24 protein-coding genes are annotated in these 25,756 nt (G+C 71.2%); 18 read left to right on the top strand and 6 right to left on the bottom strand.

What is annotated here, in order from left to right; all coding sequences use genetic code 11:
- Position 1 precedes the first annotated feature (1 nt).
- From LUM46_RS00235 to LUM46_RS00220, 4 genes are read left to right on the top strand one after another with little or no spacing between them, the layout of a single operon-like run.
- Entirely contained in the window at positions 2–457 is a 456-nt protein-coding gene (locus LUM46_RS00235) for an XRE family transcriptional regulator (protein ID WP_274991537.1), read from the top strand.
- Positions 454–852: a HepT-like ribonuclease domain-containing protein gene (locus tag LUM46_RS00230; RefSeq protein WP_274991536.1), complete on the top strand. Its 399-nt coding sequence runs from the start codon at positions 454–456 to the stop codon at positions 850–852. Before LUM46_RS00235 ends, LUM46_RS00230 begins: the two co-directional genes overlap by 4 nt.
- A 27-nt stretch (positions 853–879) precedes the next feature.
- Positions 880–1,590, top strand: coding sequence for a YqeB family protein (locus LUM46_RS00225; protein WP_274991534.1), 711 nt, complete (start codon positions 880–882; stop codon positions 1,588–1,590).
- Complete coding sequence (locus tag LUM46_RS00220) at positions 1,574–2,167, top strand: TetR/AcrR family transcriptional regulator (RefSeq protein WP_274991533.1); 594 nt, start codon at positions 1,574–1,576, stop codon at positions 2,165–2,167. The genes LUM46_RS00225 and LUM46_RS00220 overlap by 17 nt, the downstream gene beginning before the upstream one ends.
- 238 nt (positions 2,168–2,405) lie before the next feature.
- On the opposite strand, the gene glpK is transcribed toward LUM46_RS00220, so the two are convergent.
- The 3 genes from glpK to LUM46_RS00205 form a co-directional block, all read right to left on the bottom strand.
- Positions 2,406–3,920 (bottom strand): glycerol kinase GlpK, encoded by a 1,515-nt coding sequence (gene glpK / locus LUM46_RS00215; RefSeq protein WP_274991532.1) that lies wholly within the window; start codon positions 3,918–3,920, stop codon positions 2,406–2,408.
- A 57-nt stretch (positions 3,921–3,977) separates the two neighbouring features.
- Positions 3,978–4,709, bottom strand: a complete 732-nt coding sequence (locus LUM46_RS00210; RefSeq protein WP_274991531.1) for an MIP/aquaporin family protein — start codon at positions 4,707–4,709, stop codon at positions 3,978–3,980.
- Between the two features lie 108 nt (positions 4,710–4,817).
- Positions 4,818–6,563 (bottom strand): glycerol-3-phosphate dehydrogenase/oxidase, encoded by a 1,746-nt coding sequence (locus tag LUM46_RS00205; protein ID WP_274991530.1) that lies wholly within the window; start codon positions 6,561–6,563, stop codon positions 4,818–4,820.
- 195 nt (positions 6,564–6,758) lie between these two features.
- On the opposite strand from LUM46_RS00205, the gene LUM46_RS00200 reads away from it, so the two are divergent.
- Positions 6,759–7,292, top strand: coding sequence for an amino-acid N-acetyltransferase (locus LUM46_RS00200; RefSeq protein WP_274991529.1), 534 nt, complete (start codon positions 6,759–6,761; stop codon positions 7,290–7,292).
- A 43-nt stretch (positions 7,293–7,335) separates the two neighbouring features.
- Here the strand turns inward: LUM46_RS00200 and LUM46_RS00195 are convergent, their stop codons facing one another.
- On the bottom strand, positions 7,336–8,232 hold the full coding sequence (locus LUM46_RS00195; RefSeq protein WP_274991528.1) for an HhH-GPD family protein: 897 nt from the start codon (positions 8,230–8,232) through the stop codon (positions 7,336–7,338).
- A 217-nt stretch (positions 8,233–8,449) separates the two neighbouring features.
- On the opposite strand from LUM46_RS00195, the gene LUM46_RS00190 reads away from it, so the two are divergent.
- Positions 8,450–9,268 carry a hypothetical protein gene (locus LUM46_RS00190; protein WP_274991527.1) on the top strand — a complete coding sequence of 273 codons (819 nt, stop codon included), beginning with the start codon at positions 8,450–8,452 and terminating at the stop codon, positions 9,266–9,268.
- 99 nt (positions 9,269–9,367) lie between these two features.
- On the opposite strand, the gene disA is transcribed toward LUM46_RS00190, so the two are convergent.
- Together disA and radA are read right to left on the bottom strand one after the other, a co-directional pair.
- Positions 9,368–10,450, bottom strand: coding sequence for a DNA integrity scanning diadenylate cyclase DisA (gene disA, locus LUM46_RS00185; protein ID WP_274991526.1), 1,083 nt, complete (start codon positions 10,448–10,450; stop codon positions 9,368–9,370).
- A gap of 53 nt (positions 10,451–10,503) precedes the next feature.
- Positions 10,504–11,937 (bottom strand): DNA repair protein RadA, encoded by a 1,434-nt coding sequence (gene radA, locus LUM46_RS00180; RefSeq protein WP_274991525.1) that lies wholly within the window; start codon positions 11,935–11,937, stop codon positions 10,504–10,506.
- Between the two features lie 102 nt (positions 11,938–12,039).
- On the opposite strand from radA, the gene LUM46_RS00175 reads away from it, so the two are divergent.
- The 12 genes from LUM46_RS00175 (at position 12,040) to araA (ending at position 25,687) form a co-directional block, all read left to right on the top strand.
- Positions 12,040–13,053: a phosphatase PAP2 family protein gene (locus LUM46_RS00175; protein ID WP_274991524.1), complete on the top strand. Its 1,014-nt coding sequence runs from the start codon at positions 12,040–12,042 to the stop codon at positions 13,051–13,053.
- A 57-nt stretch (positions 13,054–13,110) separates the two neighbouring features.
- On the top strand, positions 13,111–13,764 hold the full coding sequence (locus LUM46_RS00170; protein ID WP_274991523.1) for a hypothetical protein: 654 nt from the start codon (positions 13,111–13,113) through the stop codon (positions 13,762–13,764).
- A 58-nt stretch (positions 13,765–13,822) separates the two neighbouring features.
- Positions 13,823–14,590, top strand: coding sequence for a pyrroline-5-carboxylate reductase (gene proC, locus LUM46_RS00165; protein WP_374727008.1), 768 nt, complete (start codon positions 13,823–13,825; stop codon positions 14,588–14,590).
- 46 nt (positions 14,591–14,636) lie between these two features.
- Complete coding sequence (locus LUM46_RS00160; RefSeq protein WP_274992047.1) at positions 14,637–15,638, top strand: LacI family DNA-binding transcriptional regulator; 1,002 nt, start codon at positions 14,637–14,639, stop codon at positions 15,636–15,638.
- A gap of 26 nt (positions 15,639–15,664) precedes the next feature.
- Positions 15,665–16,558 (top strand): CPBP family intramembrane glutamic endopeptidase, encoded by an 894-nt coding sequence (locus LUM46_RS00155; protein ID WP_274991521.1) that lies wholly within the window; start codon positions 15,665–15,667, stop codon positions 16,556–16,558.
- A 212-nt stretch (positions 16,559–16,770) separates the two neighbouring features.
- Positions 16,771–17,658, top strand: coding sequence for a carbohydrate ABC transporter permease (locus LUM46_RS00150; RefSeq protein ID WP_374726946.1), 888 nt, complete (start codon positions 16,771–16,773; stop codon positions 17,656–17,658).
- Positions 17,658–18,521, top strand: a complete 864-nt coding sequence (locus LUM46_RS00145; RefSeq protein WP_274991520.1) for a carbohydrate ABC transporter permease — start codon at positions 17,658–17,660, stop codon at positions 18,519–18,521. Before LUM46_RS00150 ends, LUM46_RS00145 begins: the two co-directional genes overlap by 1 nt.
- Positions 18,522–18,579: 58 nt before the next feature.
- Positions 18,580–19,926, top strand: coding sequence for an ABC transporter substrate-binding protein (locus LUM46_RS00140; RefSeq protein ID WP_274991518.1), 1,347 nt, complete (start codon positions 18,580–18,582; stop codon positions 19,924–19,926).
- Between the two features lie 165 nt (positions 19,927–20,091).
- Positions 20,092–21,495 carry an RICIN domain-containing protein gene (locus LUM46_RS00135; RefSeq protein ID WP_274991517.1) on the top strand — a complete coding sequence of 468 codons (1,404 nt, stop codon included), beginning with the start codon at positions 20,092–20,094 and terminating at the stop codon, positions 21,493–21,495.
- Positions 21,496–21,738: 243 nt separating this feature from the next.
- A complete protein-coding gene (locus tag LUM46_RS00130; RefSeq protein ID WP_274992043.1) occupies positions 21,739–23,406 on the top strand; it encodes a xylulokinase in 1,668 nt (555 codons plus the stop codon).
- A complete protein-coding gene (locus tag LUM46_RS00125) occupies positions 23,403–24,176 on the top strand; it encodes an L-ribulose-5-phosphate 4-epimerase (RefSeq protein ID WP_274991516.1) in 774 nt (257 codons plus the stop codon). Before LUM46_RS00130 ends, LUM46_RS00125 begins: the two co-directional genes overlap by 4 nt.
- Entirely contained in the window at positions 24,173–25,687 is a 1,515-nt protein-coding gene (gene araA, locus LUM46_RS00120) for an L-arabinose isomerase (protein ID WP_274991515.1), read from the top strand. Before LUM46_RS00125 ends, araA begins: the two co-directional genes overlap by 4 nt.
- Positions 25,688–25,756: the final 69 nt, after the last annotated feature.

Raw genomic sequence — 25,756 nt, 5'->3', positions numbered from 1 at the left:
CATGGGCGGCTACGGGAGGGATCTGCGTGCCCGGCGCTTGCGTGCCGGGCTGACACAGCGCGAGCTGGCGGCGAGATCCGGAACCTCGCAGCCGGCGATAGCCGCGATCGAGAAAGGCATCCGCAGCCCTGCGCTGGAGACGCGTGCTCGACTCGACGCTGCTCTCCGGGTGCGGCCTTCGATCCTGCTGGAGAGCGCGCTCGAGCAGGTCCGGGAAGTGCTCGGCCGCTACCAGGTCACGAACCCGCGCGTCTTCGGTTCCGTGGCCCGCGGCGAGGACACGGAGGAGTCAGATGTCGACCTGCTGGTCACGACGCCTCCAGACTTCGACATCTTCGACAAGGTGATGCTCATGGAGGCGCTTGAGGAAACGCTCGGCGTGCACGTGGACGTGGTTCCGGACGACGCGCAGGGACCCACCGTCGCGCGGGCGGTGGCCGAAGCGGTGCCGTTGTGACGGGCGGCGTTGCCACGCCCGTTGCCGGTGAGGGCGCCGCCGACCGGGAGAAGGTCGCCAGATACCTCGCGGACCTGTCCCGGTTCGGCGAGCAAGCGCGTCAGCTGGTCTCCGAAGGGCGGGAGGCCTATATGGCGCGGACGTTCGACGGGGAGCGGAGCAGGGGCTTCGGTGAGCACATCGTCCTGAACATCGCGACGGTCGCCGAACGCCTCCCGGAGTGGTTCAAGGAGCGGCACCCCGATGTCGGCTGGCCGGCGCTCAAAGGCATGCGGAACCTGATCGCCCATGTGTACGACGGTGTGGACGACGAGCTCGTGTGGCGAGCGCTGGAGAACCGCGTGCCCCGGATGGTCGCTCAGCTGGTCGATTCGGAGCGAAACTCGTTGCATTAGTAGAGTCACCGCTCTAATAATTGACGCATGACGACAACTGAGGTGCGGCAGCCCCCGGCGCTACCCGTCGTGTTCGGTCTGGGCGTGCTCGCGATCGGCCTCGTGCTCGGCTGGTTCGCCGCCCCGCTGGCCAGCGGCCTGGCCGGTCTGATCGAGGCGTCACCGCTGCCCGTGCCCGGGCTGCTCCAGCTGGTCGAGACGTTGCCGCCGGCCTGGACCCTCGGCATCCTGGGCGGGCTCGGGTTCCTCGGCGGCGCGTTCATCGCCTTCACGATCGTGGGCGAGGCGCCCGCCCTCACCGTCGCGGACGACCACCTCGAGCATCGGCAGGAGGAGCGCGAGGTGTGGATCGAGCGATCCGACGTCGGTGTCGTGTTCCGGGACGGCGACGAGCTGATGCTCCTGCGGCCGGACGGTAGCCTCCGTACCCGGCTCGACGCCGACTCCCTGTCCGGGGCCGAGGTCAAGGGCGCCCTGGAGCAGCACCGCTGGCCGTGGCGGGACACGGATCCCTACGAGGAGCAGTTCGAGCGCTGGCTCGACGGCCGCCCGGGCTTCACCGCCGCCGAGCACGAGGCGCTCCGCCGTCGGCTCGAGGAGCGCAAGGACGTCGCCGCCTCCCGCAAGGCCGACGAGGACCTGGCCGCGCTCGGACTGGTGGCACGTGTCCGGGACGACCGGATCCAGGTGCGCCGGACGACGTCGGCCGGTGAAGGCTCGCGTGGCACGGACCGTTGACCCTGCGCGCCACGAGGCGCGCCGGCTCGTCATCATCGACGCCGCCCTCACCGTCTTCGCCGAGCGTGGGTACGACGGCGCCACGACGGCCGAGATCTGCCGGCGGGCGCGCATCGGGTCGGGCACGTTCTTCCACTACTTCCCGACCAAGCTGGAGCTGCTGCTCGCGATCCTGCGACTCGGCACGGACGAGACGCGCGAGCAGGCGGAGCGGTACGCGGGGCGCACGGACGCCCTCGGCGTCCTGCTCGACATGGTGGCGAACGGCGCCGACGAAGCGGCTGAGCCCCGGATGCCCGGCTTCGTCCAAGCGGTGGCCGGCGTCATGCACCTGCCCGAGGTCGCCGCGGCCCTCGACGAGGACACCCGGGCGCAGCGTGACGTGCTCCTGCCCTGGGTGCGGAGGGGCCAGCGATCGGGCGAGATCAGGACCGACCTCACCCCGGCCCGGATCACCTCGTGGCTCTACCTGCTGACCGACGGCTTCCTCGGCCGCATCGCGACCGAGGAGGACTTCACGGCCCAGGAGGAGAAGGCGACCCTGATCGACACGGCCCGCCGCTTCCTGACCCCCTGACCCCCGCGGTCCCGCCGCCAACCCACGCCCGCCAACCGCCCAGCCAACCCCACCCCAAGAACTGGTGGAGACGCCCCACGAGCAAAGGCGACGCGACAGACGAGCGGAGGGCGAGGAAGGCCTTGTCCGGCAGTAGGACGTTCCCGAAGTGGAGCGCCCCCTGGGGCGCGTGAACGCTGCCGGACAAGGCCTTCCTCGCCCTCCGCGGACCCGGCCCAGAAGAGCCGGTCCAGAAGAACTACGACACGTCCGAGTCCACCCAGTCGAACGTCTTCGTCACTGCCTTCTTCCAGCTCCGGTACTGGCGGTCGCGCTCGCCCTCCTCCATCGAGGGCTCCCACCGCCGGTCCTCGGCCCAGTTCGCGGTGACGTCCGCCTCGCCGTTCCAGAAGCCGACGGCGATGCCCGCCGCGTACGCCGCACCCAGCGCGGTGGTCTCGGCGACGACGGGCCGGATGACGGGGACCCCGAGCTGGTCGGCCTGGAACTGCATGAGCAGTTCGTTGGCGACCATGCCGCCGTCGACCTTGAGCTCGGTGAGGTCCACGCCGGAGTCGGCGTTCATGGCGTCCATGACCTCGCGGGTCTGGAACGCCGTGGCCTCCAGCGCGGCCCGCGCGATGTGGTTCCGGTTGACGTACCGGGTGAGGCCGACGAGCGCGCCGCGGGCGTCGGGCCGCCAGTACGGCGCGAACAGGCCGGAGAACGCCGGCACGAAGTAGGCGCCGCCGTTGTCGTCGACCTTGCGGGCGAGCCACTCGACGTCGGGCGCGTCGTGGAACAGGCCCAGGTTGTCGCGGAGCCACTGGACCAGTGATCCCGTGACGGCGATGGAGCCCTCGAGCGCATAGATCGGAGCTGCTTCACCGATCTTGTAGCAGACGGTGGTGAGCAGGCCGTTCTCGGACGGTACCTTCTCGGTGCCCGTGTTGAGCAGCATGAAGTTGCCGGTGCCGTAGGTGTTCTTCGCGGTGCCGACCTCGAAGCACGCCTGCCCGAACGTGGCTGCCTGCTGGTCGCCGAGGATGCCGGCGATCGGCACGCCGGGCACCATCCCGCGCGGGCGGCCCTTGCCGTACACCTCGGACGAGGAGCGGATCTCGGGCAGCATCGAGAGCGGGATGCCCATGTCCGCCGCGATGTCCTCGCGCCAGGACAGCGTGTCCAGGTCCATGAGCATGGTGCGCGACGCGTTGGTCACGTCGGTGACGTGCACGCCGCCGTCGGGGCCGCCCGTCATGTTCCACAGGACCCAGGCGTCCGTGTTGCCGAACAGCAGGTCGCCGCGCTCGGCCGCCTCGCGCGCACCCTCGACGTTGTCGAGGATCCACTTCACCTTGGGGCCGGAGAAGTAGGTGGCGAGCGGCAGACCGACGATCGACTTGTACTTGTCCGCGCCCTCGGACCCGCCCAGCTCGTCGACGATGGCCTGCGTGCGGGTGTCCTGCCAGACGATGGCGTTGTAGACCGGCTTGCCCGTCGTCTTGTCCCAGACGACGGTGGTCTCGCGCTGGTTGGTGATGCCGACCGCGGCGAGGTCGCTGTGGTTGAGGTTCGCCCTGGTCAGCGCGAGCCCGACGACCTGGCGGGTGTTGTCCCAGATCTGGTCGGGCTTGTGCTCCACCCAGCCGGCCTTCGGGAAGATCTGGTCGTGCTCGAGCTGGCCGGTGGACACGATGGTCCCGGCGTGGTCGAAGACGATCGCCCTGGTGCTCGTGGTGCCCTGGTCGATCGCGAGTACGTAGTCAGCCATCGGTGTTGACTCCCTTGTCTGTGTCACTGTGCTTGTGTGGTCGCCGGAGCCTCGGGCTCAGGCGACGGCCGCGGCCAGAAGACCACCCAGCGCGCCGCCCACCAGCGGCCCGACCACCGGCACCCACGAGTACGCCCAGTCGCTGGACCCCTTGCCCGGGATGGGCAGGACGAAGTGCGCGATGCGCGGACCGAAGTCACGCGCCGGGTTGATGGCGTACCCCGTGGGGCCACCGAGGCTCGCGCCGATACCGACAACGAGGAGGGCCGCGGCCAGCGGGCCCAGGTCGCCCGGCCAGTTGGCGAACGACAGGACCACGAAGACCAGCATGAACGTGGCGATGACCTCGGTGACGAGGTTCCACGTGTACGAACGGATCTCCGGGCCGGTGGAGAAGACGCCGAGCTTGACGGCCGGCTCCGCCTCCTGGTCGAAGTGCTGCTTGTGCGCCAGGTACGCGAGGACGGCGCCCACGAAGGCACCGGCCAGCTGCGCTACCCAGTAGAGGAGCATGTTGACGAAGTTGGCCGGGACGCCCTCGGCGAACTCCTCGGCCCCGCTGGCCAGGATGCCGAGCGTCACCGCGGGGTTGATGTGCCCGCCGGAGCTGAACGCGACGAACACACCGGCGAAGACCGCGAGGCCCCAGCCGAAGTTGATGAGCAGCCAGCCGCCGCCGAAACCCTTGGTCCTGGGAAGGATGACGTTCGCCACGACGCCGGCTCCGCCGAGGATCAGGATCATCGTGCCCAGGAACTCCGGCACCATGATGTCCGTGAATGCGTTCATCACTGACTCGCTTTCTGTCGACCACTCTGTCGGCGTACGGGGGTGTACCCGGCGGCTCCGCTGGGGCAGCCCGCCGGTGGTCTCGTCGTAGTCGTTATCTCGGGTTCCTCAGCTGCGGAGCGGCTGCATGGCCGCGACGTCGGGCGTGGTCAGGCGCGCCCGCTCGGCGGCCTCGTCGTCGGGTGATTCCTCGGCATGGCGTTCGGCCTCGATCCGCGCCTGCCAGGCGCGGACCTCGCGCTCCGTGTCGGCAGCGTCCCAGCCGAGCAGCGGCCCGACGACGGACGCGACCTCCTCCGCCGTCTCCGTGCCTCTGTCCGCGACCTCGTAGACGAGTCGTGTGCGGTGGGCCAGCACGTCCTCCAGGTGGAGGGCGCCCTCGTGGCTGACGGCGTAGTGCACCTCGGCGCGGAGGTAGGCGGGGGCGTGCTCGAGCGGCTGGGCGAGCGTGGGATCGGCGTCGCACAGCTCGACGATCTCGGCGAGGTTGGCACCGTACCGGTGCAGCAGGTGGTCCAGCATCGGGGGAGTCCAGCCGAACCGCTTGCCCCACGTGCGTGCCTGGCGCTGCACCGCCCGTAGCCCGACCGCGCCCGTGAGCGGGATCTGGTGCGTGATGGAGGGCAGGGCGGCCGAGCGCTGCCCGATCGCGAAGTCGACGGCGTCCTTGGCCATGACCCGGTACGTCGTCAGCTTGCCGCCCGCGATCACGGTGAGGCCCGGCGTCGGCGAGGCCACGGTGTGCTCCCGGCTGACCTTCGCGCTGCTCGTGCCCGCCTTGGTGCCGGGCTGGAGCAGCGGGCGCAGGCCCGCGTAGGTGCCGATGACGTCTTCCCTCGTCAGGGGATGTGCCAGGACGGCGTTGGCGTGATCGAGCACGTAGTCGATGTCGGTGCTCGTGGCGACGGGATGGGTCGGGTCGAGGTTCCACGGGGTGTCGGTCGTCCCGATGATCCAGTACCTGCTCCACGGGATGACGAACAGCACGGACTTCTCGGTCTGGAGGATCAGCCCGGCGTGGCCGCGGATGCGTTCCCGCGGGACGACGAGGTGCACGCCCTTGCTGGCGAGCACCCGCAGCCCGCCCTCGGAACCGGCCAGTGCCTCGGTGTCCTCGGTCCACACGCCGGTCGCGTTGATGACCGAGCGGGCCCGGACGGTGATCTCCTTGCCGGTCTCCAGGTCGACGACCACCGCGCCGTTCACCGCACCCGTCGCGCCCTGCGTCAGGTCCACCACCTGGGTGCGGCTCGCGGTGTGCGCCCCGTAGCTCGCCGCGGTGCGGATCAGGGTCGCGACCAGGCGGGCGTCGTCGACCGACGCGTCCCAGTACTGGACCGCGCCGACGGCGGCGTCGTGCGCCAGGTCGGGGAACTTGGCCTCCATCTGGTTCTTGCTCAGGTGCCGGTGGAACGGCATGGGGCGGCGGCCCGGCGTGAGCGTCGCGAGCACGTCGTACATGGCGATGCCCGCGCCCACGTAGGCGCGCTCCCAGACCCGGTGCTCCAGCGGATACAAGAACGGGACCGGTCGCACCAGGTGCGGTGCGAGGTCCCGTAGCAGCAGGTCCCGTTCGGTGAGGGCCTCGTGGACCAGCTCGAAGTCGAGCATCTGCAGGTAGCGGAGTCCGCCGTGGACCAGCTTGCTGCTGCGGCTGGAGGTCCCTTGTGCCCAGTCCTGCGCCTCGACCACGGCGGTGGACAACCCGCGCGTGACCGCGTCCAGCGCTATGCCGGCGCCGGTGACGCCGCCCCCGATCACCAGTACGTCGAGCTCGGCCGAGGGGCTGACACTGGCTTCGAGAGCAGCCAGTGCTTGCGTCCTCGCGTCTGCGGTCAGGCGAGTGGATGCCATGCGCCAAACTCACCACGCATTCCGTCACTTGGCAAGACCTTTGCCCTGTTGGCCGGGGTGTGTTGGGAGGTTCTCTTGCTCACATTCCGATTCGCCCCTCGATTCGTCTGCTCTGCCCGGCTGGAGTCCGTGCCTGGTATGCCCGTCCGGTGTGCGCTCCGGGCGTGGTTCCGGGCCCGGCCGTAGTGTGTCGGCGTGACGACACCCGAGGCGCGGCCGGCGCCCGTGATCCGCCCCGCCCTCCCCTCCGACGTGCGCACCATCCGCGACCTCGTCGAGCCGCTCAGCCAGGAGCGCATCCTCCGGCCGTACGAGATGGTGGGGTACTTCGAGGCGGTCCAGGAGTTCCTGGTGGCGACCGACCCGGCCGGCGCGGCGGACGACACCGCCATCGGCTGCGGGGCGCTCCACGTGATGTGGGACGACCTCGCCGAGGTGCGCACCCTGGCCGTGCACCACGACTGGCGCGGCCGCAGGGTGGGGCACGCCCTGCTGGAGGCGCTGATCGAACGGGCCCGCGCGCTCGGCCTGCGGCGCGTCTTCTGCCTGACCTTCGAGGTCGACTTCTTCGCCGCGCACGGGTTCCGGGAGATCGATGGCACGCCCGTGACGCCCGAGGTGTACGCGGAGCTGCTGCGCTCCTACGACGAGGGCGTGGCCGAGTTCCTCGACCTGGCGCGGGTGAAGCCCAACACCCTCGGCAACTCCCGCATGCTCCTAGAGCTCTGACCCCCACCCGCCACCCTTCCCGGCCGAGGTCGTCACCAGGTGACTACTTCGGCAGGTGGAGGCGGTTCGCTTCGTCCTGCTCGGCCAGGCCGTCCTCGACCAGGCCGGCGATGGCGCGGTCGAGCTGCTGTGGGTCGTGCCACAGGCTCGCGAACAGGGCGCGGTCCACGGGCTCGGTCGCCTGCCGGAGCTCCGCCATGACCCGGCCGCGCGCCTGCCGGTCGGTGCCCGCCCAGGCCTGGGTGCGGCGACGGTCGGCGTGGGCGTCCGGCGGCGAGCCGGCCCGCCGCCACGCGCACAGCCCGGCGACCGGGCAGGCGCCGCACTTCGGCGCCTTCGCGGTGCAGACCAGCGCGCCCAGCTCCATCGACGCGGCGGCCCAGCGTGCGGCCTCGCTGTCGCCGGCCGGGGCGAGAGCGGTCGCCAGGGCACGTTCGGCCGCCGTGTACGACGGCGCAGGGAGCGCCGTCCCGCCGACGGCCCGCGCCAGCACCCGGCGCACGTTGGTGTCGACCACCACCGACCGCTTCCCGTAGGCGAACGCCAGCACCGCGGCGGCCGTGTACTCGCCGACGCCGGGCAGGGCGCGCAGCTCCTCCTCGGTGCGCGGCACGACGCCGTCGTGCCGGTCGACGATCGCCCTGGCGCACTCCTGCAGCCGCAGCGCGCGGCGCGGGTACCCGAGCCGGCCCCAGGCGCGCAGCACGTCCGCCGTGGGTGCCTGCGCGAGATCGGCAGGCGTGGGCCACTGCTCCAGCCAGGCGTGCCAGGCCGGCTCCACGCGTACGACGGGGGTCTGCTGCAGCATGACCTCGCTGACGAGCACCCCCCACGGCGTCCGGTCGGGTGCGCGCCAGGGCAGGTCGCGCGCGGCGCCGTCGAACCACCGCACCACGCCGGTGCGTACCTCGGCGCGTCGGATCGCTTCCCCTGCTGTCACGGGGACCCATCCTGCCGCACCGACGCGGCTCTGCCGTAGCCGGCGCGGACGAGGCGGCGCACGCGACCTGCCGGACCACGCACGACCCGTGAACTAGGACACGTGACCGACTCGGCGGCGCGGCTGCCACCGTGGTGCTGCACGGCGTCGTATTTTGGTGGTGCGGGGTGTCACCGCACGTCAGACCATGTCCGGAGTTCAGCAGGGGGTTCAGCAGGTGGTCAGTGCGCCGGAGAGAGGCGAGCGGCCCCACGCGCGGGACGAGCAGGAGACGCCCGTCGCCAGGCGCCCACGTCGGTTCGGGCGCGCGATCGCGGTGCTGACCGTCCTGGCCGTCAGCGGCGTGGGAGTGGCTGTGACGTGGCCCCGGGCCGACCCGCCGATCGCGTCGGCCAAGGTGGAGCCACCGGTTCCCGTCGACCCGAACGCCGCCGCGTCGCCGTGCGCGCCCGAGGACCTCGACCTCGCTCTTGCTGCGGACCGTGTCTCCGTGACACCCGGCGTGCCTGTCGGGTTCACTGTCTCGCTGCGGAACGAGGGTGACGTGCAGTGCCTCGTCGACGCTCCCCGGCGCAGCCTCGCCGTGACCGTGTACGAGGGCGAGGTGGGCGAGCCGGGGGCGGAACGGGCGTGGTCGTCGGCGGACTGCGTCGACGAGGACGAGGACGAGGAGCGGCTGCTCCTCCTCGGGTCCGGTGACGTCGACGTCACGAAGGCGACCTGGTCGGACTCGCGGTCGGTGCCCGGCTGCGAACCGGACCAGCCCAGGCTCTCCGCCGGCGAGTACACGGCACAGGTCACGCTCGCGGACGTCGAGGGCGTGGCCAGCGACGTGGTGCGGCTGACCTACACGGTGCCGGAGCCGAGCGGTTCGCCGTCGCCGTCGGGCAGCCCGTCGGGTGAATCGTCCGAAGGCCCGGGCAAGGATCCGTCCGCGAGCCCGTCCGCCGACCCGAGCGCCTCGGACGGCGGTTCGGACGACGCCTCGGCCGACGAGCCGGCTGACGCCTCGGACGACGGGAGCACGAAGCCCTGAACGGGTGCGGTGCCGTGCGGGAGGCGGCGGATCGCCCGGGCGAGCCGAGTGTCCGGCGGGTGGCGGCTGACGTACCGCTACGTCAGCCGCACCGCCGAGTCAGACGTACCGCTCGAGGATGCTGGACTCCGCCAGGCGGGACAGGCCCTCGCGGATGGTCCGGGCGCGCTGCTCACCGACACCGTCGACCGACATGAGGTCGTCCACGCTCGCGGCGAGGAGCTTCTGCAGGCTGCTGAAGTGGCCCACGAGCTGCTCGATGGTGGTGTTCGGCAGGCGCGGCACCTTGGACAGGAGCCGGTAGCCGTGCGGCGCGACGGCCGCGTCGAGCGCATCGCCACCGCCGGGCAGGTCCAGGATCCGGCCGATCTGGCTCATGTCGAGCAGCTCCTGCGACGTGAGCGCGGAGAGCTCGGCCTGGACGTCGGCGAGCGTGCGGTCCTTGCGGCCCAGCACGTAGTCGCGGATCACGAACTCGCGGTCCGAGCCGACGTCGCCGATCAGCTCGTCGAGCTGCAGCGCGAGCAGGCGACCGTCGACCCCGAGCTCGATCACGTAGCCGGCGATCTCGTCGGAGATGCGGCCGACCATCTCGAGGCGCTGCACCACCGAGCACACGTCGCGCACCGTGACCAGGTCCTCGATCTCCAGCGCGGACAGCGTGCCCGACACCTCGTCGAGGCGGGCGCGGTACCGCTCGAGCGTTGCGAGGGCCTGGTTGGCGCGACCGAGGATCGTGTCCGAGTCCTCCAGCACGTGCCGCTGCCCGCCCACGTAGAGAGCGACGATCCGCATGGACTGGCTCACGGAGATGATGGGGAACCCGGTCTGCTTGGCGACCCGCTCGGCCGTGCGGTGCCGGGTGCCGGACTCGGTGGTCTCGATGGTCGGGTCGGGCAGCAGCTGCACCGCTGCCTTCCGGATGCGGGTGGCAGCCCGGTCGAGCACGACGGCACCGTCCATCTTGGACAGCTCGCGCAGGCGCGTGGCGGAGAAGTCGACGTCGAGCGAGAACCCACCCGAGCAGATCTGTTCGACGATCGGGTCGAGGCCGAGCACGATGAGCGCGCCGGTACGGCCGCGGAGGATGCGCTCGAGTCCGTCGCGGAGTTCGGTCCCGGGCGCGACAGCGGCCAGGGTCTCCCGGAGCAGCTCGTCAGGGTGCGAGGAGGTCGTGGCCACGAAGAAATCCTACGCTGTGCGCTGGGTCACAAGCAGTTCGTTTCACGAAGCGGTCATTCGTCGTCCACCGCACGGAGCGGTCTGCCGCCCGCGGACTGGGCCCATTCGACGGCGTCCCGGATGTGCGCGGCCTCCACCAGCCGCAGCCCCTCGGGCGCCTTGACGCCCGTCCCGTGCGGCACCACGGCGTGCTCGAAGCCCAGGCGTGCGGCCTCGCCCAGGCGGCGGTCCAGGCCCGCCACAGGACGGATGTCTCCGGCCAGGCCCACCTCGCCGATGGCCACGGTGGCTCCGGGGAGCGGCCGGCCGCCGCGTGCGGACACGAGCGCGAGGGCGGCCGCGAGATCCGAGGCCGGCTCGGTGATCCGGGCGCCGCCCACGGTCGAGGCGTAGACGTCCTGGTCGGCGAGGCGCAGGCCGCCGTGCCGCTGCAGCACGGCGAGGATCATGGCGAGCCTGCTGGAGTCGACACCGCTGGTGGCGCGGCGCGGGTTGTTCAGCGGGCTCGGCGCCACGAGCCCCTGCACCTCGACGGCGAGCGGACGCCGCCCCTCCAGCGTGACCGTGATGCACGACCCGGCGACCCCCGCGCCGGCGTGCGACAGGAACAGGCCGGACGGGTCCGGCAGCCCGATGATCCCGTTCTCGGACAGGTCGAAGCAGCCCACCTCGTCCGTGGGGCCGTACCGGTTCTTGACCGCGCGGATCATGCGCAGACGCGAGTGCCGGTCACCCTCGAACTGGCACACCACGTCGACCAGGTGCTCCAGCGTGCGCGGGCCGGCGACGGAGCCGTCCTTGGTGACGTGACCCACGAGGATCGTGGGGATCTGCCGCTCCTTGGCGACGGCGATCAGCGCGGCCGCGACCTCCCGCACCTGCGAGACGCCGCCCGGGGCGCCGTCCACCTGACCGGACGCGACGGTCTGCACCGAGTCCACGATCAGCATGTCCGGCTGGGTCACCTCCAGGTGGCCGAGCACCGTCCCGAGGTCGGTCTCCGCGGCGAGCAGCAGGGTCGGCGACAGCGCCCCGATGCGCTCGGCCCGCAGCCGGACCTGGCCGGCGGACTCCTCGCCCGTCACGTAGAGCACGGTGCGGGGCGACTCGAACCCGTCGGGCCCCAGGGCGCCGTCGGCCACGTTGCTCGCGACAGCGAGCAGCAGGGTCGACTTGCCCACGCCCGGCTCACCGGCGAGCAGGATCACCGCGCCCGGGACCAGCCCGCCGCCGAGCACCCGGTCGAACTCGCCCACACCGGTCGGGTTGGCGCGTGCCGACTCGACGTCGATGTCGGCGATGGGCCGTGCGGGCTCACGCGCCGGCGACACGGTCGCCGTACGTGGCCCGGAAGCCGTCGGCCCGTCCTCGCTCACCGTGCCCCACGCCTGGCACTCCCCACAGCGGCCGACCCACTTGACGGTGGTCCAGCCGCACTCGGCACAGCGGTATGCGGGCCGGGCCCGCTTGGAGGTCGATGAGGTCACGAGCGCCACCGTACGTGCCGCCACCGACACGGACCCGAAGATCACCCGCACCGGGTCCCGCTGCGGTCCGCCCGCGCATCCCGGACCAGGTATTTTGCGACCATGCCGGCTTCCGCAGGGCGCTCGGCGCGCCACGACGGATCGCGCCCCGGCCCCGACCGCTCGACCCCTGGGCCCCGTCCGCGAAGGTCCCGTCCGCGCACCTCGACGGCGCGCCTCGCCGGCCTGACCGTCGCCCTCGCGGCAGCGCTGGGCACCTGGCTCGTCTGGTGGGCGATGGTCACGACATGGCCCGGACAGCGCGTCGAGGAACGTGTCTTCGAGACGGCCGACCGGTTCCAGGACGTCGTGAACCACCTGGTCGAGCCGGTGCTGCTCCTCGGCTCGCCGCCCTGGCTCGCCGCTGGGTTCCTGGCAGTGTGCGGGATCGGGCTGCTGCGCCGGAGACGGGCGGCCGCGGCCCTGGCCGCCGCCGTGATCCTGGGATCGAACCTGACCACCCAGGTGATCAAGGACGGGGTGTTCCACCGCACGGGCCTGGTCGGCGAGTGGAACCGGGACATCAACACCCTCCCGAGCGGCCACGTCACGGTGGTGGCTGCGGCCTGGGCGGCGCTCCTCCTCGTCACCCCGCGGAGCCGGCGGCCGGCGACGGCGCTCGCGGGCGCCGCCGCGACCTGCGCCATGGGCCTCGCGACGGTCGCGGACCGCTGGCACCGCCCCTCCGACGTCGTCGCGGCGGTGCTCGTCGTCGTGTCGTGGACGGCACTGGTCTGCGCCCTCGCCCCGGCCGGGTGGGCAGGCCCGGACGACGTCGGCCCGGCTGGGCGCGGCGACGTCGGGACACGACCGGTCGGGGTGTCGCTCGGGGTGGTGGCCGTGCCGGCGGCGGTGCTCTCCGTCCTGGCCGCCGCCGCGAGCGAGGGGCATGCCTGGGCGGTGCTGCCGTGGGCCGGCGGGCTGACGGCCTACGCGGGGGGTCTCCTCGCCGTGTGCGCGATCTCGGCGGCGGCGTTCGCGGTGCTGCTCGCGGTCTCCCAGGCGACCGCCCGAACGGGTCGGACGCTTGTCCAGCACCGGGCGTGCCTCCCGTCGAATGTCAGTGCTCCGACATAAGGTCTTGAGCGAGCCACCGTGACGCATCCGGTGGACAGAGCACGGGGGAGCCAGGACATGACCGACCAGCGCGTGAACTCACCGCGCACCGGCGCGACCGCGTCGGTAGCAGCGAACAAGGCATCGCCCGCCGTGTACCGCCGGCGACGGCTCGCGGTGTTCGTCGGCCTGCTCGTCATCGTGCTCGCCCTGGTGCTCGTGACCGGCTTCGTCTGGCCGGGCTTCTGGCGCAGCGAGGCGACCCCGCAGCCCGCCCCCACGGTGACGGTCACCGCCCCGGTGCCGACGCCCACGGTCAAGGCGATGGAGCGTGCCGGTGACGAGACCGCCTTTCAGAAGGCCCTCCCGTCCTCGGTGCTGCAGTTCGCGCTCGGCTCGCTCGCCGAGGCCAAGGAGCCCCAGGGCGACGGTGCGCTGGAGGCGTGGAACGCCGAGTACTCCGACGGCGGTTCCGGTGAGGTGACGCTCCTGGCCGGCCAGTGGGCGACGTCCGACGAGGCAGCCACCGCGGCCGCGGCCTGGACCAGCTCCGCCGGCGAGGCGGATCGCGAGGGCGACGTGAAGGTCGGCAAGAAGGTGGTGGGGCAGTACGCGATAGTCCCCGCCAAGGGCGGCAAGGCCGTCGTCGTCTGGCAGAACGGGACCGCGGTGATGCGGGCGACCGGCCCGGCCGACACGATGGAGGACTTCTACGCGGCGTTCCCCCTGTGAGCTCACGGGAGAGAATGGCACCGTGAACCAGCGACTTGCAGTGCTCGGGGCCGGGAACATGGGCGAGGCGGTGCTCGCGGGCGCGCTCTCAGCGGGCTGGCGGGCGTCCGACGTCGTGGCCACCGTGCGGACCGAGGCCAAGGCCCAGCACCTCCGCGAGGCCTACCAGGTGGCCACCACCAGCGACAACGTGGCGGCGGTCCGCGGTGCGGGCCTGGTCCTCGTGGGGGTGAAGCCCAAGGACGTCGGTGCCCTGCTCGACGAGATAGCGCCCGGGATCGAGCCGGGCGCCGTGGTGGTGACGGTAGCGGCCGGCCATCCGACCTCGTTCTACGAGCAGCGGCTGCCCGCAGGTACGGCCGTCGTCCGGACGGTGCCCAACACGCCCGCCGCGATCGGCGCCGGCATCACGGCGATCGCGCCGGGTGCGGCCGCCACGGACGCCCATCTGGAGGCGGTCGAGCACCTGCTCGCGGGCACGGGCGCCGTGGTGCGCGCCGCGGAGAAGGACCTGAACGCCGTCTCGGCGATCTCGGGCTCCGGCCCCGCGTACGTCTTCTACGTCGCCGACGCTCTGGCCGAGGCGGGGGTCCTGCTCGGCCTGACACGTGACGTGGCACGCCGCCTCGCGGTCCAGACCCTGCTCGGCGCGTCGCGCCTCATGGACGAGTCGGGGGAGCACCCGGTGCTCCTGCGCGAGAAGGTCACCTCGCCGGGCGGCACCACGGCTGCGGCCCTGCGGGCCCTCGACGACGGCGGTGTGCGTGCCTCGTTCCTGGCCGCGGCGGCCGCGGCGCGTGACCGGGCGCACGAGCTGGGTGGATGATCCTCCCGTGACCATCTCTCGACCCGCGACGGTGCGGCCGCCGGCCATGGCCGACGTCGCCGCGCTCGCCGGCGTATCCCACCAGACCGTGTCCCGTGTGCTCAACGGGCACCGGAGCGTGCGCCCGGCGACCCGGGAGAAGGTGCTGGCGGCGATCGCCGAGCTCGGGTACCGCCGCAACAGCGCGGCGCGTGCCCTGGTGACCGCGCGGTCGGACACCGTCGGTGTCGTGACCACCGGGTCCCCTCTGTTCGGCCCGTCGAGCACGCTGATCGCCGTCGAGGAGGCCGCACGCGAGCAGGGCTGGTACGTCAGTGTCGCGACGCTCCGCCGGTACGACGCCGCCACCATGCACAACGCCATGGAGCACTTCATGGACCAGGCGGTCGAGGGCATCGTCGTCATCGCGCCGCACACCGACGTCGCCGACGCCGTGGAGTCGTTCCGGGCCCCGGTGCCGGTGGTCATCATCGCGGCCCGGGAGCTGCACCCCGACGTGCCGACCATCCCCCTCGCGGTGGACCAGCGTGCCGGTGCACGGATGGCCGTCGAGCACCTGATCGAGCTGGGGCACCAGCGGATCCTGCACGTTGCGGGCCCGCCGGACTGGCTGGACGCCGTCGAGCGCGAGGAGGCATGGCGCGCCGTCCTCGTCGAGCACGGCCTGCCGGTGCCCGAACCGGTGGTCGCCGGCTGGAGCGCGGACCGGGGCTACATGGTGGGCCTGGACCTGGCGCAGCGGATCAAGACCGGCTCCGGCCCCACGGCGGTCTTCGCTGCCAACGACCAGCTCGCCCTCGGCCTGCTGCGGGCGTTCTGGGAGTGCGGCGTCTCCGTGCCCGACGACGTCTCGGTGGTGGGCTTCGACGACGTCGACGGCTCCGGCCACTTCATCCCGCCGCTGACGACGGTCCGCCAGCCGTTCGTCGACCTGGGCCGGCGGAGCGTCGCGCTGCTGCTCGCGGCGGTCGACGGCGGCAAGCCCGCCGCGGAGCTGATCGCACCCGAGCTGGTCGTGCGCAGGAGCGCTGCCGCCCCACGCCGCTGACGAGAAGGAGCCAGGTCATCGGGAGCTTGCCGCGGAACACCTCCGTCCGGATCGGTCCCGTCGACACCTGGCGCTGGCTCGGACCGGTCCTGCTGGTCCTGGCCGCGGCCACGGTGCTGGTGGGGGTGCTCGCCGGCCCGGTGGCCGTGCTGCGGTCGCTCGGGTTCGGCCTGGCCGACTCCGCGCTCACGGTCGTGGTCGTCGGCCCGCTGCTCGCCGTGGCGCTGTGGCGCCGACCGGGCGCACTGCGGGTCGTGGCGGTCCTGGCCGTCCTGATCGCGTGCAGCCGGTGGGCGCACGGCCTGCCCAGGGTCTTCGGCGCCGAGCTCGAGTACAACTGGCAGGGCAAGACGGTCGAGCTGCTCTGGCTCGTCGCGCTGTTCCTGGCTCTCTGGCCGTGGGCGCGTGAGGAAGCGGGTCTCGGCCTGCGGCTGAAGCCTGGCTGGCGGCCGGCGGGCTGGGTGGTGGTGGGGCTGTTCGCCGGGTTCGCCCTCCTCTTCCTGTGGAACCTGGCAGACGCCGGTGCGCCTCCCGACCCGATGGACACGGAACGCCTCCTGTTCGACCTCGGGCATCCCAACCTCGTCGAGGAGCTGCTCGTGCACGGAGCGATGCTTGCCGTGCTCGACCGGGCCTGTGGAACACCCTGGCGGTTCCTCGGCGCGGACGTCGGCTGGGGGCTCGTGCTGACGTCACTGTGGTTCGGCCTGTGGCACGGGCTCGTGCTCGACGCCGACGGGTTCGTCGTCGAACCCGTGGCGATCCTGAGCACCGGGCTCGTCGGTCTGTTGCTGGGCTGGGTGCGGCTCCGCAGCGGGTCGGTCTGGCTCGCGTACGCGGGGCACTGCGCGATCGAGCTGGGTCAGGACGTCGGCGTGATGACGTGGGCGGTGCTGGGCGGGAACGTGCCGCTGGGCTGAGCGTCCGGGCGGCATCGAGCCTCCCGAGCTGACCGTCCCCGCGCCCGGGGTGAGGAGCGTTGACAGCCTTCTGAAGGGGTGGCAGAGTCACCGCGCACGGGGATGTTGACGTTCACACTCCCATTTTCGGGAAGCGTTGTCCGCTCGTGTTCCCAGGACACCGAGGTCCTGATGAGTCCGGACGACGACGTCCGGGGAAAGGGGTGCCGCCCGTGCCAGGCCGCCGCCCACCGAGCCTCCGCGTCTCCGCGGCGGGCTGGAGCTTCGTGACACCGTTCCTCGTGGTGTTCACGCTGATGATCATCACTCCGCTGGTCTACTCGATGTACCTGAGCCTGTTCCGCAACCAGCTCATGGGCGGGACCACCTTCGCCGGGTTCGCCAACTACGTGACCGCCTTCAGCGACCCCAAGCTCTGGGACGGTGCCGGTCGCGTCGGTCTGTTCCTGCTGGTGCAGGTGCCGATCATGCTGAGCCTGGCGCTGATCGCCGCGCTCGCCATCGACAGCGGACGGCTGCACGGCAAGAGCTTCTTCCGCGTGGCGCTGTTCCTGCCGTACGCGGTGCCCGGCGTCGTAGCGGTCCTCATGTGGGGCTTCATGTACGACGACCGGCTGGGCCTCACCGCGAGCCTCAACGACCTGGTGGGGTTCGCGCTCGTCGACCCGTACACGAAGAAATGGATCCTCACGGCGATCGGCAACATCGTGACCTGGGAGTTCGTGGGCTACAACATGCTGATCCTCTACTCGGCGCTGAAGACGGTGCCGAACGAGATCTACGAGGCAGCGGCCATCGACGGCGCCAACCAGTTCCGGATCGTGCGGTCCATCAAGCTGCCCGCCGTCCGCGGGGCACTGGTGATCGCGACGATCTTCTCGATCCTGGGTAGCTTCCAGCTCTTCAACGAGCCGAACATCCTCAAGGAGATCCAGCCGGCCCTGATCTCGTCGTACTACACACCCAACATCTACGCCTACAACCTGACGTTCGTGGGCAACCAGGTGAGCTACGCGGCCACCGTCGCGATCGTGATGGGTCTGATCACCGCTGTCCTCGCCTACGTGGTGCAGCTTCGTGGAACCCGGAGGGACGCGTGATGGCGGGCTACTCGTACCTCAGGCCACGCAAGTCGATCACGCTGACCGTCCTCCTGGGCGCCCTGATCGTCTACTCGATCCTGCCCCTGACCTGGATGCTCTTCAGCATCACCAAGACGCAGAGCGAGCTGCTCAGCTCGTTCGGCCTGTGGTTCTCGGGTCCGTTCGCGCTGTTCGAGAACCTGCAGCAGGTGGTGACGCACGACGACGGCATCTTCGTGCGCTGGTTCGCCAACACGATGCTCTACGTGGTGGTGGGCGCCGGAGGCGCCACGATCCTCGCGACCGCCGCCGGCTACGGGCTGGCCAAGTACCGGTTCCGGGGCCGCAACGCGGTGTTCGCGACCATCCTCGGAGCGATCGCCGTACCCGGTACGGCGCTGGCCGTGCCCACGTTCCTGCTGTTCAGCCAGGTGGGCCTCACCAACACGATCTGGGCGATCATCCTGCCGTCGCTGGTGTCGCCGTTCGGCCTGTACCTCATGTGGGTGTTCTCCGCGGAGGCCGTCCCCACGGAGATCCTGGAGGCGGCGCGGGTCGACGGCGCGGGGGAGTGGCGCACCTTCTTCACGATCTCGCTGCGCCTCCTGGCGCCCGGCATCGTGACCGTGGCGCTGTTCGCGATCGTCGCCACGTGGAACAACTACTTCCTGCCGCTGATCATGCTCAACGACCCGAACCTGTACCCGCTCACCCTGGGTCTGTACCAGTGGTTGGCGGACGCGTCCGGCATCGGAGCGCAGCCGGTGTTCAACCTGGTGATCACCGGTTCGTTCCTGACGATCGTGCCGATCGTCATCGCGTTCCTGCTGCTCCAGCGGTACTGGCAGTCGGGCCTGAGCGCGGGCGGCGTCAAGGCATGACCGACGTAGCACGAGCACCGAGAGACCTGAACTACGACGACGTGGAAGAAGGACGACCATGACCATCACCCGCAACCGACGCGTAGCGCTCGGGGCCATGGCCACGCTGCTGGCCGCCTCTCTCACCGCCTGCACGGGCGGCGACGGGGGCGGCGGTGGTGGCGGCTCCGAGGGCGCGAGCGCCGAGGAGATCGAGGCCGCGCTCGAGGAGGGCGGCAGCATCACCTACTGGACGTGGACGCCGCAGGCCGAGAAGCAGATCGAGGAGTTCGAGAAGGCGTACCCGAACGTCGACGTGTCGCTCGTGGACACCGTCGGCGCCGGCGAGGGCAACACCAAGCTGCAGAACGCCATCGCGGCGGGCGACGGTGTGCCCGACGTCGTGCAGATCGAGTACCAGTCCATCCCGCAGTTCCAGCTCCAGGGTCAGCTGACCGACCTCACCGCGTACGGGTTCGACGAGCTGGAGAGCCTGTACACGGCGTCGACCTGGGGCTCGGTGTCACAGAACGGCGGCATCTGGGGCCTGCCGCAGGACTCGGGCCCGATGGCGTTGTTCTACAACCAGGAGGTGTTCGACGAGGTCGGTGTCGAGGTGCCGACGACGTGGGACGAGTACATCCAGGTCGCGCGTGCGATCAAGGAGGACGACCCCGACAGATGCCTCGCCAACGACTCGGGTGACCCGGGCTTCACGACCAGCATGATCTGGCAGGCGGGCGGCACCCCCTTCCAGAACGACGGCGAGACGGTCACCATCGACCTCGCCGACGAGGGCACCTCGCGGTTCGCCGAGATGTACCAGCCGCTCATCGACGAGGAGCTGATCTGCCAGCTGCCGGGATGGAGCGACGAGTGGTACCAGGCGCTCGGCGACGGCACCATCGCGTCGGTCGCGCTCGGCGCATGGATGCCCGGCATCCTCGAGGACGGCGTGCCGGACGGCATGGGCACGTGGCGCGTGGCTCCGATGCCGACCTACGACGGCACCCCGACGAACGCCGAGAACGGTGGCAGCACGGAGTCCATCCCTGAGGCGGCGGAGAACAAGCTCCTCGCAGCAGGCTTCCTGAAGTGGCTCAACTCGAGCGACGAGTCGATCCAGGCGTTCATGGAGACCGGTGGGTTCCCGGCGACCGTCGAGCACCTGGAGTCCGAGGAGTTCCTGGGCTACGAGTCCGAGTACTTCGGCGGGCAGAAGATCAACGAGGTGCTGGGCGCGGCGGCCGCGGACGTCAACGAGGGCTGGCAGTACCTGCCCTGGCAGTCGTACGCGAACAGCATCTTCTCCGACACGGCGGGCCAGGCCTGGCTCGACAAGTCGTCGCTCCTCGACGGCCTCGCCGCGTGGCAGGAGGAGAACGTCTCCTACGGCACCGATCAGGGCTTCACGGTGAACGGCTGACGCCCCCCGGCGTCGGCTCACCGACGGTCTGGGCGAGCGGGGGCCCCGAGGAACGGGGATCCCCGCTCGCTCCGCACCACCGCACCACCTGCACCACCTGCACCACCGCACCGCCCTGCACTGCCCTGCCCCCAACCCTGCACTGCGATGAAGGAGTGTGGTCCCGTGAGGCGTCTTCCTGCTGCCCTCGCTGCCCTGGCCTGCGTACTGGCGACCGCCGTCGGCGCGGTCTCCGCTCAGGCCCAGCCCGAGACGGTGGTCAACGCCACCCAGTTCACCGACACGTCGGGCAACCCGCTGCACGCCCACGGCGGCGGTGTGCTCAAGGTCGGTCAGTACTACTACTGGTTCGGCGAGAACCGGAACGCGGACAACACGTTCCGCTACGTGTCGGCCTATCGGTCCACCGACCTCGTGCACTGGGAGTTCCGCAACCACGTGCTCACCGAGGCCAGCCACCCGGAGCTCGGCGTGGCCAACATCGAGCGGCCCAAGGTCATGTACAACCAGGCCACCGGCAAGTTCGTGATGTGGATGCACAAGGAGAACGGCAGCGACTACTCCGAGGCGCGTGCCGCGGTGGCCGTGAGCGACACCGTGGACGGTGACTACACGTACCAGCGCAGCTTCCGTCCGCTCGGCCACATGTCGCGGGACATCGGCGTGTTCGTCGACACGGACGGCACCGGGTACATGTACTCGTCCGCCCGGGAGAACTACGACCTGCACATCTACCGGCTCACCAGCAGCTACACGGACGTGGCCGCCCTGGTCGCCAACCCCTGGCCGGGCGGTCACCGCGAGGCGCCCGCACTGTTCAAGCGGGGCGGCACGTACTTCATGCTCACGTCCGGCGCATCGGGCTGGAGCCCGAACCAGCAGAAGTACGCGACGTCGAGCAACCTGGCGTCGGGCTGGTCGGCCATGCGGAACGTCGGCGACGCCACCGGGTACGGCTCGCAGACCACCTTCGTGCTGCCCGTGCAGGGCACGTCCGGCACGTCGTACCTGTACATGGGCGACCGCTGGGGCAACTCCATCGGCACGAACGTCAACGGCTCGCGCTACGTGTGGGCGCCGATCACGTTCCCGACGTCGACCTCGATGTCGTTCGACTACTACCCGGAGCTCTCGATCGACGCCGCGGCGGGCACGATCACCGGGCAGGGCGGGCCGTTCGAGTCGCTCACCGCACGACACTCCGGCAGGTGCGCGGACGTGACCAGCCAGTCCTCCGCCGCGGGCGCCCAGATCAAGCAGTACGACTGCAACGGCGGTGGCAACCAGCGCTTCTGGTTCCGCAGCACGGGGAGCGGCTACTACAACCTCGTGGCCCGGCACAGCGCGCTCTGCGTGCAGGAGAACGCCACGACGGTGACCCAGCAGGGCTGCGGCACGGGATCGAACCAGCAGTGGTCGGTGGTCGCGGCATCGGGCAGCTTCGTGACGATCCGGTCGCGGGCGACCGGCGAGTGCCTGGACGTCAACGGCGGGTCGACCGCCAACGGGGCGGCACTGATCACCTACGCCTGCAACGGCGCAGCCAACCAGCAGTGGACGCGCGGCTGAGGTGCTGCTGGTCCGCTCTGATCCCGCCGTCGGGCATGGTTCCAGGTCCGGAACCATGCCCGACGGCGGGATCGGGGCGGACCTTTTCCCTGCCGGCGGGGGTTGGGGAAGCGGGCTGTCGTAACGTATCGTGTGAGCGCTAACATCGCCGTGGGCCGTCAGCCGACGGCTTACCGTGACCAGCGACCGACGGTGACACGAACGACGCCTCGCGACGATGCGGGCAGGACGGAGCGGCCCACGATGGTGGAGCGGCAGGACGAAGGAGCGGGACGGCTCACGGGCCTCCGCGAGGCGATCGAGCAGGGACGGACCGCTCTCGGTATCGAGCTCGGCTCCACCCGGATCAAGGCGTGTCTTGTCGGGCCGGACAACGCGCCGCTGGCGAGCGGCAGCCACGACTGGGAGAACCAGCTCGTCGACGGCGTGTGGACCTACTCGCTGGACGCCGTCTGGAGCGGTCTGCAGGCCTCGGTGACAGCGCTGTTGGCCGACGTCGAGCGGCAGTACGGCGTGCGGCCCAGCACCGTCGGCGCGATCGGCGTCTCGGCGATGATGCACGGCTACCTGGCGTTCGACGAGGCGGACGAGCTGCTCGTGCCCTTCCGCACCTGGCGCAACACCAGCACCGAGCGCGCCGCGACCGAGCTGACCGGCCTGCTCGGGCACAACATCCCGCTGCGCTGGTCGGTCGCCCACCTGTACCAGGCGATCCTCGACGACGAGCCCCACGTGGCCCAGGTGCGGCACTTCACCACGCTGGCCGGCTACGTGCACTGGCGCCTGACCGGGCAGCAGGTGCTCGGCGTCGGCGACGCCTCCGGCATGTTCCCGATCGACCCGGCGACGAAGGACTACGACCAGCGGATGCTGGCCCAGCTCGACGAGCTGGTGGGCGGCCGTGGTCCTGGCCGGGGCGTCGCGGACCTGCTGCCGCGTGTCCTTCCGGCCGGCGCCGACGCCGGTGCGCTGACCGCGGACGGAGCGGCTCTGCTGGACCCGACCGGCACGCTGCTCCCGGGCATCCCGCTGTGCCCGCCCGAGGGCGACGCCGGGACCGGCATGGTCGCCACGAACTCCGTGGCGCCCCGCACCGGCAACGTCAGCGCGGGGACCAGCATCTTCGCGATGGTCGTCCTGGAGAAGCCGCTGGAGCGCGTGCACGAGGAGCTGGACCTCGTCACGACCCCGGCCGGCGACCTCGTCGCGATGGTGCACTGCAACAACGGGGCCAGCGAGCTGGGCGCCTGGGCCGAGCTGTTCGGCCAGTTCGCCGCGGCACTGGGCCGGCCCGCCGAGCCGGGCGCGGTCTTCGAGGCACTCCTGCGGTCCGCCCTGGACGGCGACGCCGACGGCGGTGGCCTGCTCGCCTACAACTACCTGTCCGGCGAGCCCATCACCGGCCTCGAGGCCGGGCGCCCGCTGTTCACCCGCACGCCCGACAGCCGGCTCACCCTGGGCAACTTCGCCCGGACCCAGGTCTACAGCGTGTTCGGCACGCTGAGCCTCGGTATGCGGGTCCTGGCGGAGGAGCAGGTCGAGCTGGACACCATGTTCGCGCACGGCGGCCTGTTCAAGACCGAGGGTGTGGCCCAGCGCCTGCTGGCCGCCGCGCTCGGCGCACCGGTCGCAGTGGGCCGGACGGCGGGGGAGGGCGGTGCCTGGGGCATCGCGGTGCTCGCCGCCTACCGGGCGTCCGCGCGCGGCGCGGCGGCCCCCGAGCAGGGCCTGGGGTCCTACCTGGGTGCCGAGGTGTTCTCCGACGCCGCGCTCGACGTCGTCGAGCCGGACGCCGAGGACGTGGCGGGATTCTCCGCCTTCCTGGAGCGCTACAGCGCGGGGCTCGCGATCGAGCGCGCCGCCGTCGAGACGCTCCCGACCCGAGACACGACGCAGGAGGCAGCACGATGACCACGAGAGCCTTGACCGACTACTCGCAGGCGGTCCAGGACGAGGTGGCGCGCGTCCGCGTCGTCGTCTCGGACCTGCACGCCGAGCTGCCGCGCTGGGACCTGGTGGTCTGGACGGCGGGCAACGTCTCGCAGCGCGTGCCGAACCCCGACGTGCCGGACGGCAGCGCCGACCTCTTCGTCATCAAGCCGTCGGGCGTCTCGTACGACGACCTGACCCCCGAGGGCATGGTCGTCTGCGACCTGGACGGCAACCTCCTGGACGGCACGCGCTCGCCGTCGTCGGACACCGCGGCGCACGCGTACGTGTACCAGCACATGCCCGAGGTGGGCGGCGTGGTGCACACGCACTCCACCTACGCGACGGCCTGGGCCGCACGCGGCGAGGAGGTGCCCTGCGTGCTCACGATGATGGCCGACGAGTTCGGCGGGCCCGTCCCCGTGGGTCCCTTCGCGATCATCGGTGACGACTCGATCGGCCGGGGCATCGTGGAGACCCTGAGCGGTCACCGCAGCCCCGCCGTGCTGATGCGCAACCACGGCCCGTTCACCATCGGCAAGGACGCGCGCGGCGCCGTGAAGGCGGCGGTGATGGTCGAGGAGGTCGCACGCACGGTGCACATCTCCCGCCAGCTCGGCGAGCCCGTCCCGATCGAGCAGCAGCACATCGACTCCCTCTACGACCGGTACCAGAACGTCTACGGCCAGCCCGCGACGACGCCGTCGGGCACCGCCGCGGCCGACGCCCAGAACACGGAAGGACAGGCATGAGCACCAAGCCCTACGCGGACCGTGAGGTCTGGTTCCTCACGGGGAGCCAGGACCTCTACGGCGAGGAGACCCTTGCCCAGGTCGCGGAGCAGTCCCAGGAGGTCGCCCGCGCGCTGGACGCGTCGTCGGACGTGCCGGTCAAGGTGGTGTGGAAGCCCGTCCTCAAGGACTCGGTGGCGATCCGCCGCGCGATGCTGGACGCGAACAGCGACGACAAGGTGCTGGGCGTCGTCACCTGGATGCACACCTTCAGCCCTGCCAAGATGTGGATCGCGGGCCTGGACGCGCTGCGCAAGCCGCTGCTGCACCTGCACACGCAGGCCAATGTCGAGCTCCCCTGGGACGACATCGACATGGACTTCATGAACCTCAACCAGGCCGCGCACGGCGACCGTGAGTACGCGTACATCGCCACGCGCCTCGGCGTCGCGCGGACCACGGTGGTGGGGCACGTCTCGAACCCGGCGGTCACACGCCGCGTGGGCACCTGGGTGCGCGGCGCGGCCGGCTGGGCGGCGACGCACGAGCTCAAGCTGGTCCGCTTCGGCGACAACATGCGCAACGTGGCGGTCACCGAAGGCGACAAGACCGAGGCCGAGCTGCGGTTCGGCGTCTCGGTGAACACCTGGGGCGTGAACGACCTGGTCGCGGCCGTCGACGCCGTCGAGGAGCCCGCCATCGACACGCTGGTGGCCCAGTACGAGGAGAAGTACGACGTCGCCCCCGGGCTCCGGGCCGGTGGCGAGCGGCACGACTCCCTGCGCTATGCGGCGCGCCAGGAGATCGCGCTGGAGGGCTTCCTCGAGGCGGTCGGCGCCAAGGCGTTCACCACCAACTTCGAGGACCTGGGCGCCCTGCGCCAGCTCCCCGGCCTGGCGGTCCAGCGCCTCATGGAAAAGGGCTACGGCTTCGGCGCCGAGGGCGACTGGAAGACGGCGGTCCTCGTGCGCGCGGCCAAGGTCATGGGCGAGGGGCTGCCGGGCGGCGCCTCCCTGATGGAGGACTACACCTACGACCTCACCCCCGGCTCCGAGCTGATCCTCGGCGCGCACATGCTCGAGGTCTGCCCGTCGCTGACCACCTCGACGCCGCGCATCGAGGTCCACCCGCTCGGCATCGGCGGCAAGGAGGACCCGGTCCGCATGGTGTTCTCCGCGGACGCCGTCGACGGTGCTGTGGTGGTCTCGCTCGCCGACATGCGCGACCGGTTCCGGCTCACGGCCAACGTGGTCGACGTCGTCACCCCGCCGCACGACCTGCCGAAGCTGCCGGTCGCCCGCGCGATGTGGGCGCCGCGGCCGTCGTTCGAGGTCTCCGCCGAGTCGTGGCTGACGGCGGGCGGCGCGCACCACACGGTCATGTCGACCGCGGCGGGCATCGAGGCGTTCGAGGTGTTCGCGAACATCGCGCGCACCGAGCTGCTCGTCATCGACGAGGACACGACCCGTCGCGGTTTCGCCGACCAGGTCCGCTGGAACCAGGTCTACTACCGCGTGGCCCAGGGCCTCTGACCCACCCTGATTCGTTGAGTGCGGGCTATTTGCGGCCTGAAGGCCATCCTGGCCGCAAATAGCCCGCAC

Origin of the sequence: Promicromonospora iranensis (assembly GCF_028994805.1) — a bacterium.
GTDB classification, from domain to species: domain Bacteria; phylum Actinomycetota; class Actinomycetes; order Actinomycetales; family Cellulomonadaceae; genus Promicromonospora; species Promicromonospora iranensis.
This window is presented reverse-complemented; position numbering and strand designations above follow the sequence as displayed.

Coding starts and splice junctions, on each gene's coding strand:
- LUM46_RS00145 (WP_274991520.1), top strand. CDS start 17,658: ATGGCGGGCTACTCGTACCTCAGGCCACGCAAGTCGATCACGCTGACC.
- LUM46_RS00140 (WP_274991518.1), top strand. CDS start 18,580: ATGACCATCACCCGCAACCGACGCGTAGCGCTCGGGGCCATGGCCACG.
- LUM46_RS00175 (WP_274991524.1), top strand. CDS start 12,040: ATGCCGGCTTCCGCAGGGCGCTCGGCGCGCCACGACGGATCGCGCCCC.
- LUM46_RS00160 (WP_274992047.1), top strand. CDS start 14,637: ATGGCCGACGTCGCCGCGCTCGCCGGCGTATCCCACCAGACCGTGTCC.
- LUM46_RS00130 (WP_274992043.1), top strand. CDS start 21,739: ATGGTGGAGCGGCAGGACGAAGGAGCGGGACGGCTCACGGGCCTCCGC.
- LUM46_RS00125 (WP_274991516.1), top strand. CDS start 23,403: ATGACCACGAGAGCCTTGACCGACTACTCGCAGGCGGTCCAGGACGAG.
- LUM46_RS00210 (WP_274991531.1), bottom strand. CDS start 4,709: ATGAACGCATTCACGGACATCATGGTGCCGGAGTTCCTGGGCACGATG.
- LUM46_RS00235 (WP_274991537.1), top strand. CDS start 2: ATGGGCGGCTACGGGAGGGATCTGCGTGCCCGGCGCTTGCGTGCCGGG.
- proC (WP_374727008.1), top strand. CDS start 13,823: ATGGGCGAGGCGGTGCTCGCGGGCGCGCTCTCAGCGGGCTGGCGGGCG.
- LUM46_RS00205 (WP_274991530.1), bottom strand. CDS start 6,563: ATGGCATCCACTCGCCTGACCGCAGACGCGAGGACGCAAGCACTGGCT.
- LUM46_RS00170 (WP_274991523.1), top strand. CDS start 13,111: ATGACCGACCAGCGCGTGAACTCACCGCGCACCGGCGCGACCGCGTCG.
- LUM46_RS00225 (WP_274991534.1), top strand. CDS start 880: ATGACGACAACTGAGGTGCGGCAGCCCCCGGCGCTACCCGTCGTGTTC.
- araA (WP_274991515.1), top strand. CDS start 24,173: ATGAGCACCAAGCCCTACGCGGACCGTGAGGTCTGGTTCCTCACGGGG.
- glpK (WP_274991532.1), bottom strand. CDS start 3,920: ATGGCTGACTACGTACTCGCGATCGACCAGGGCACCACGAGCACCAGG.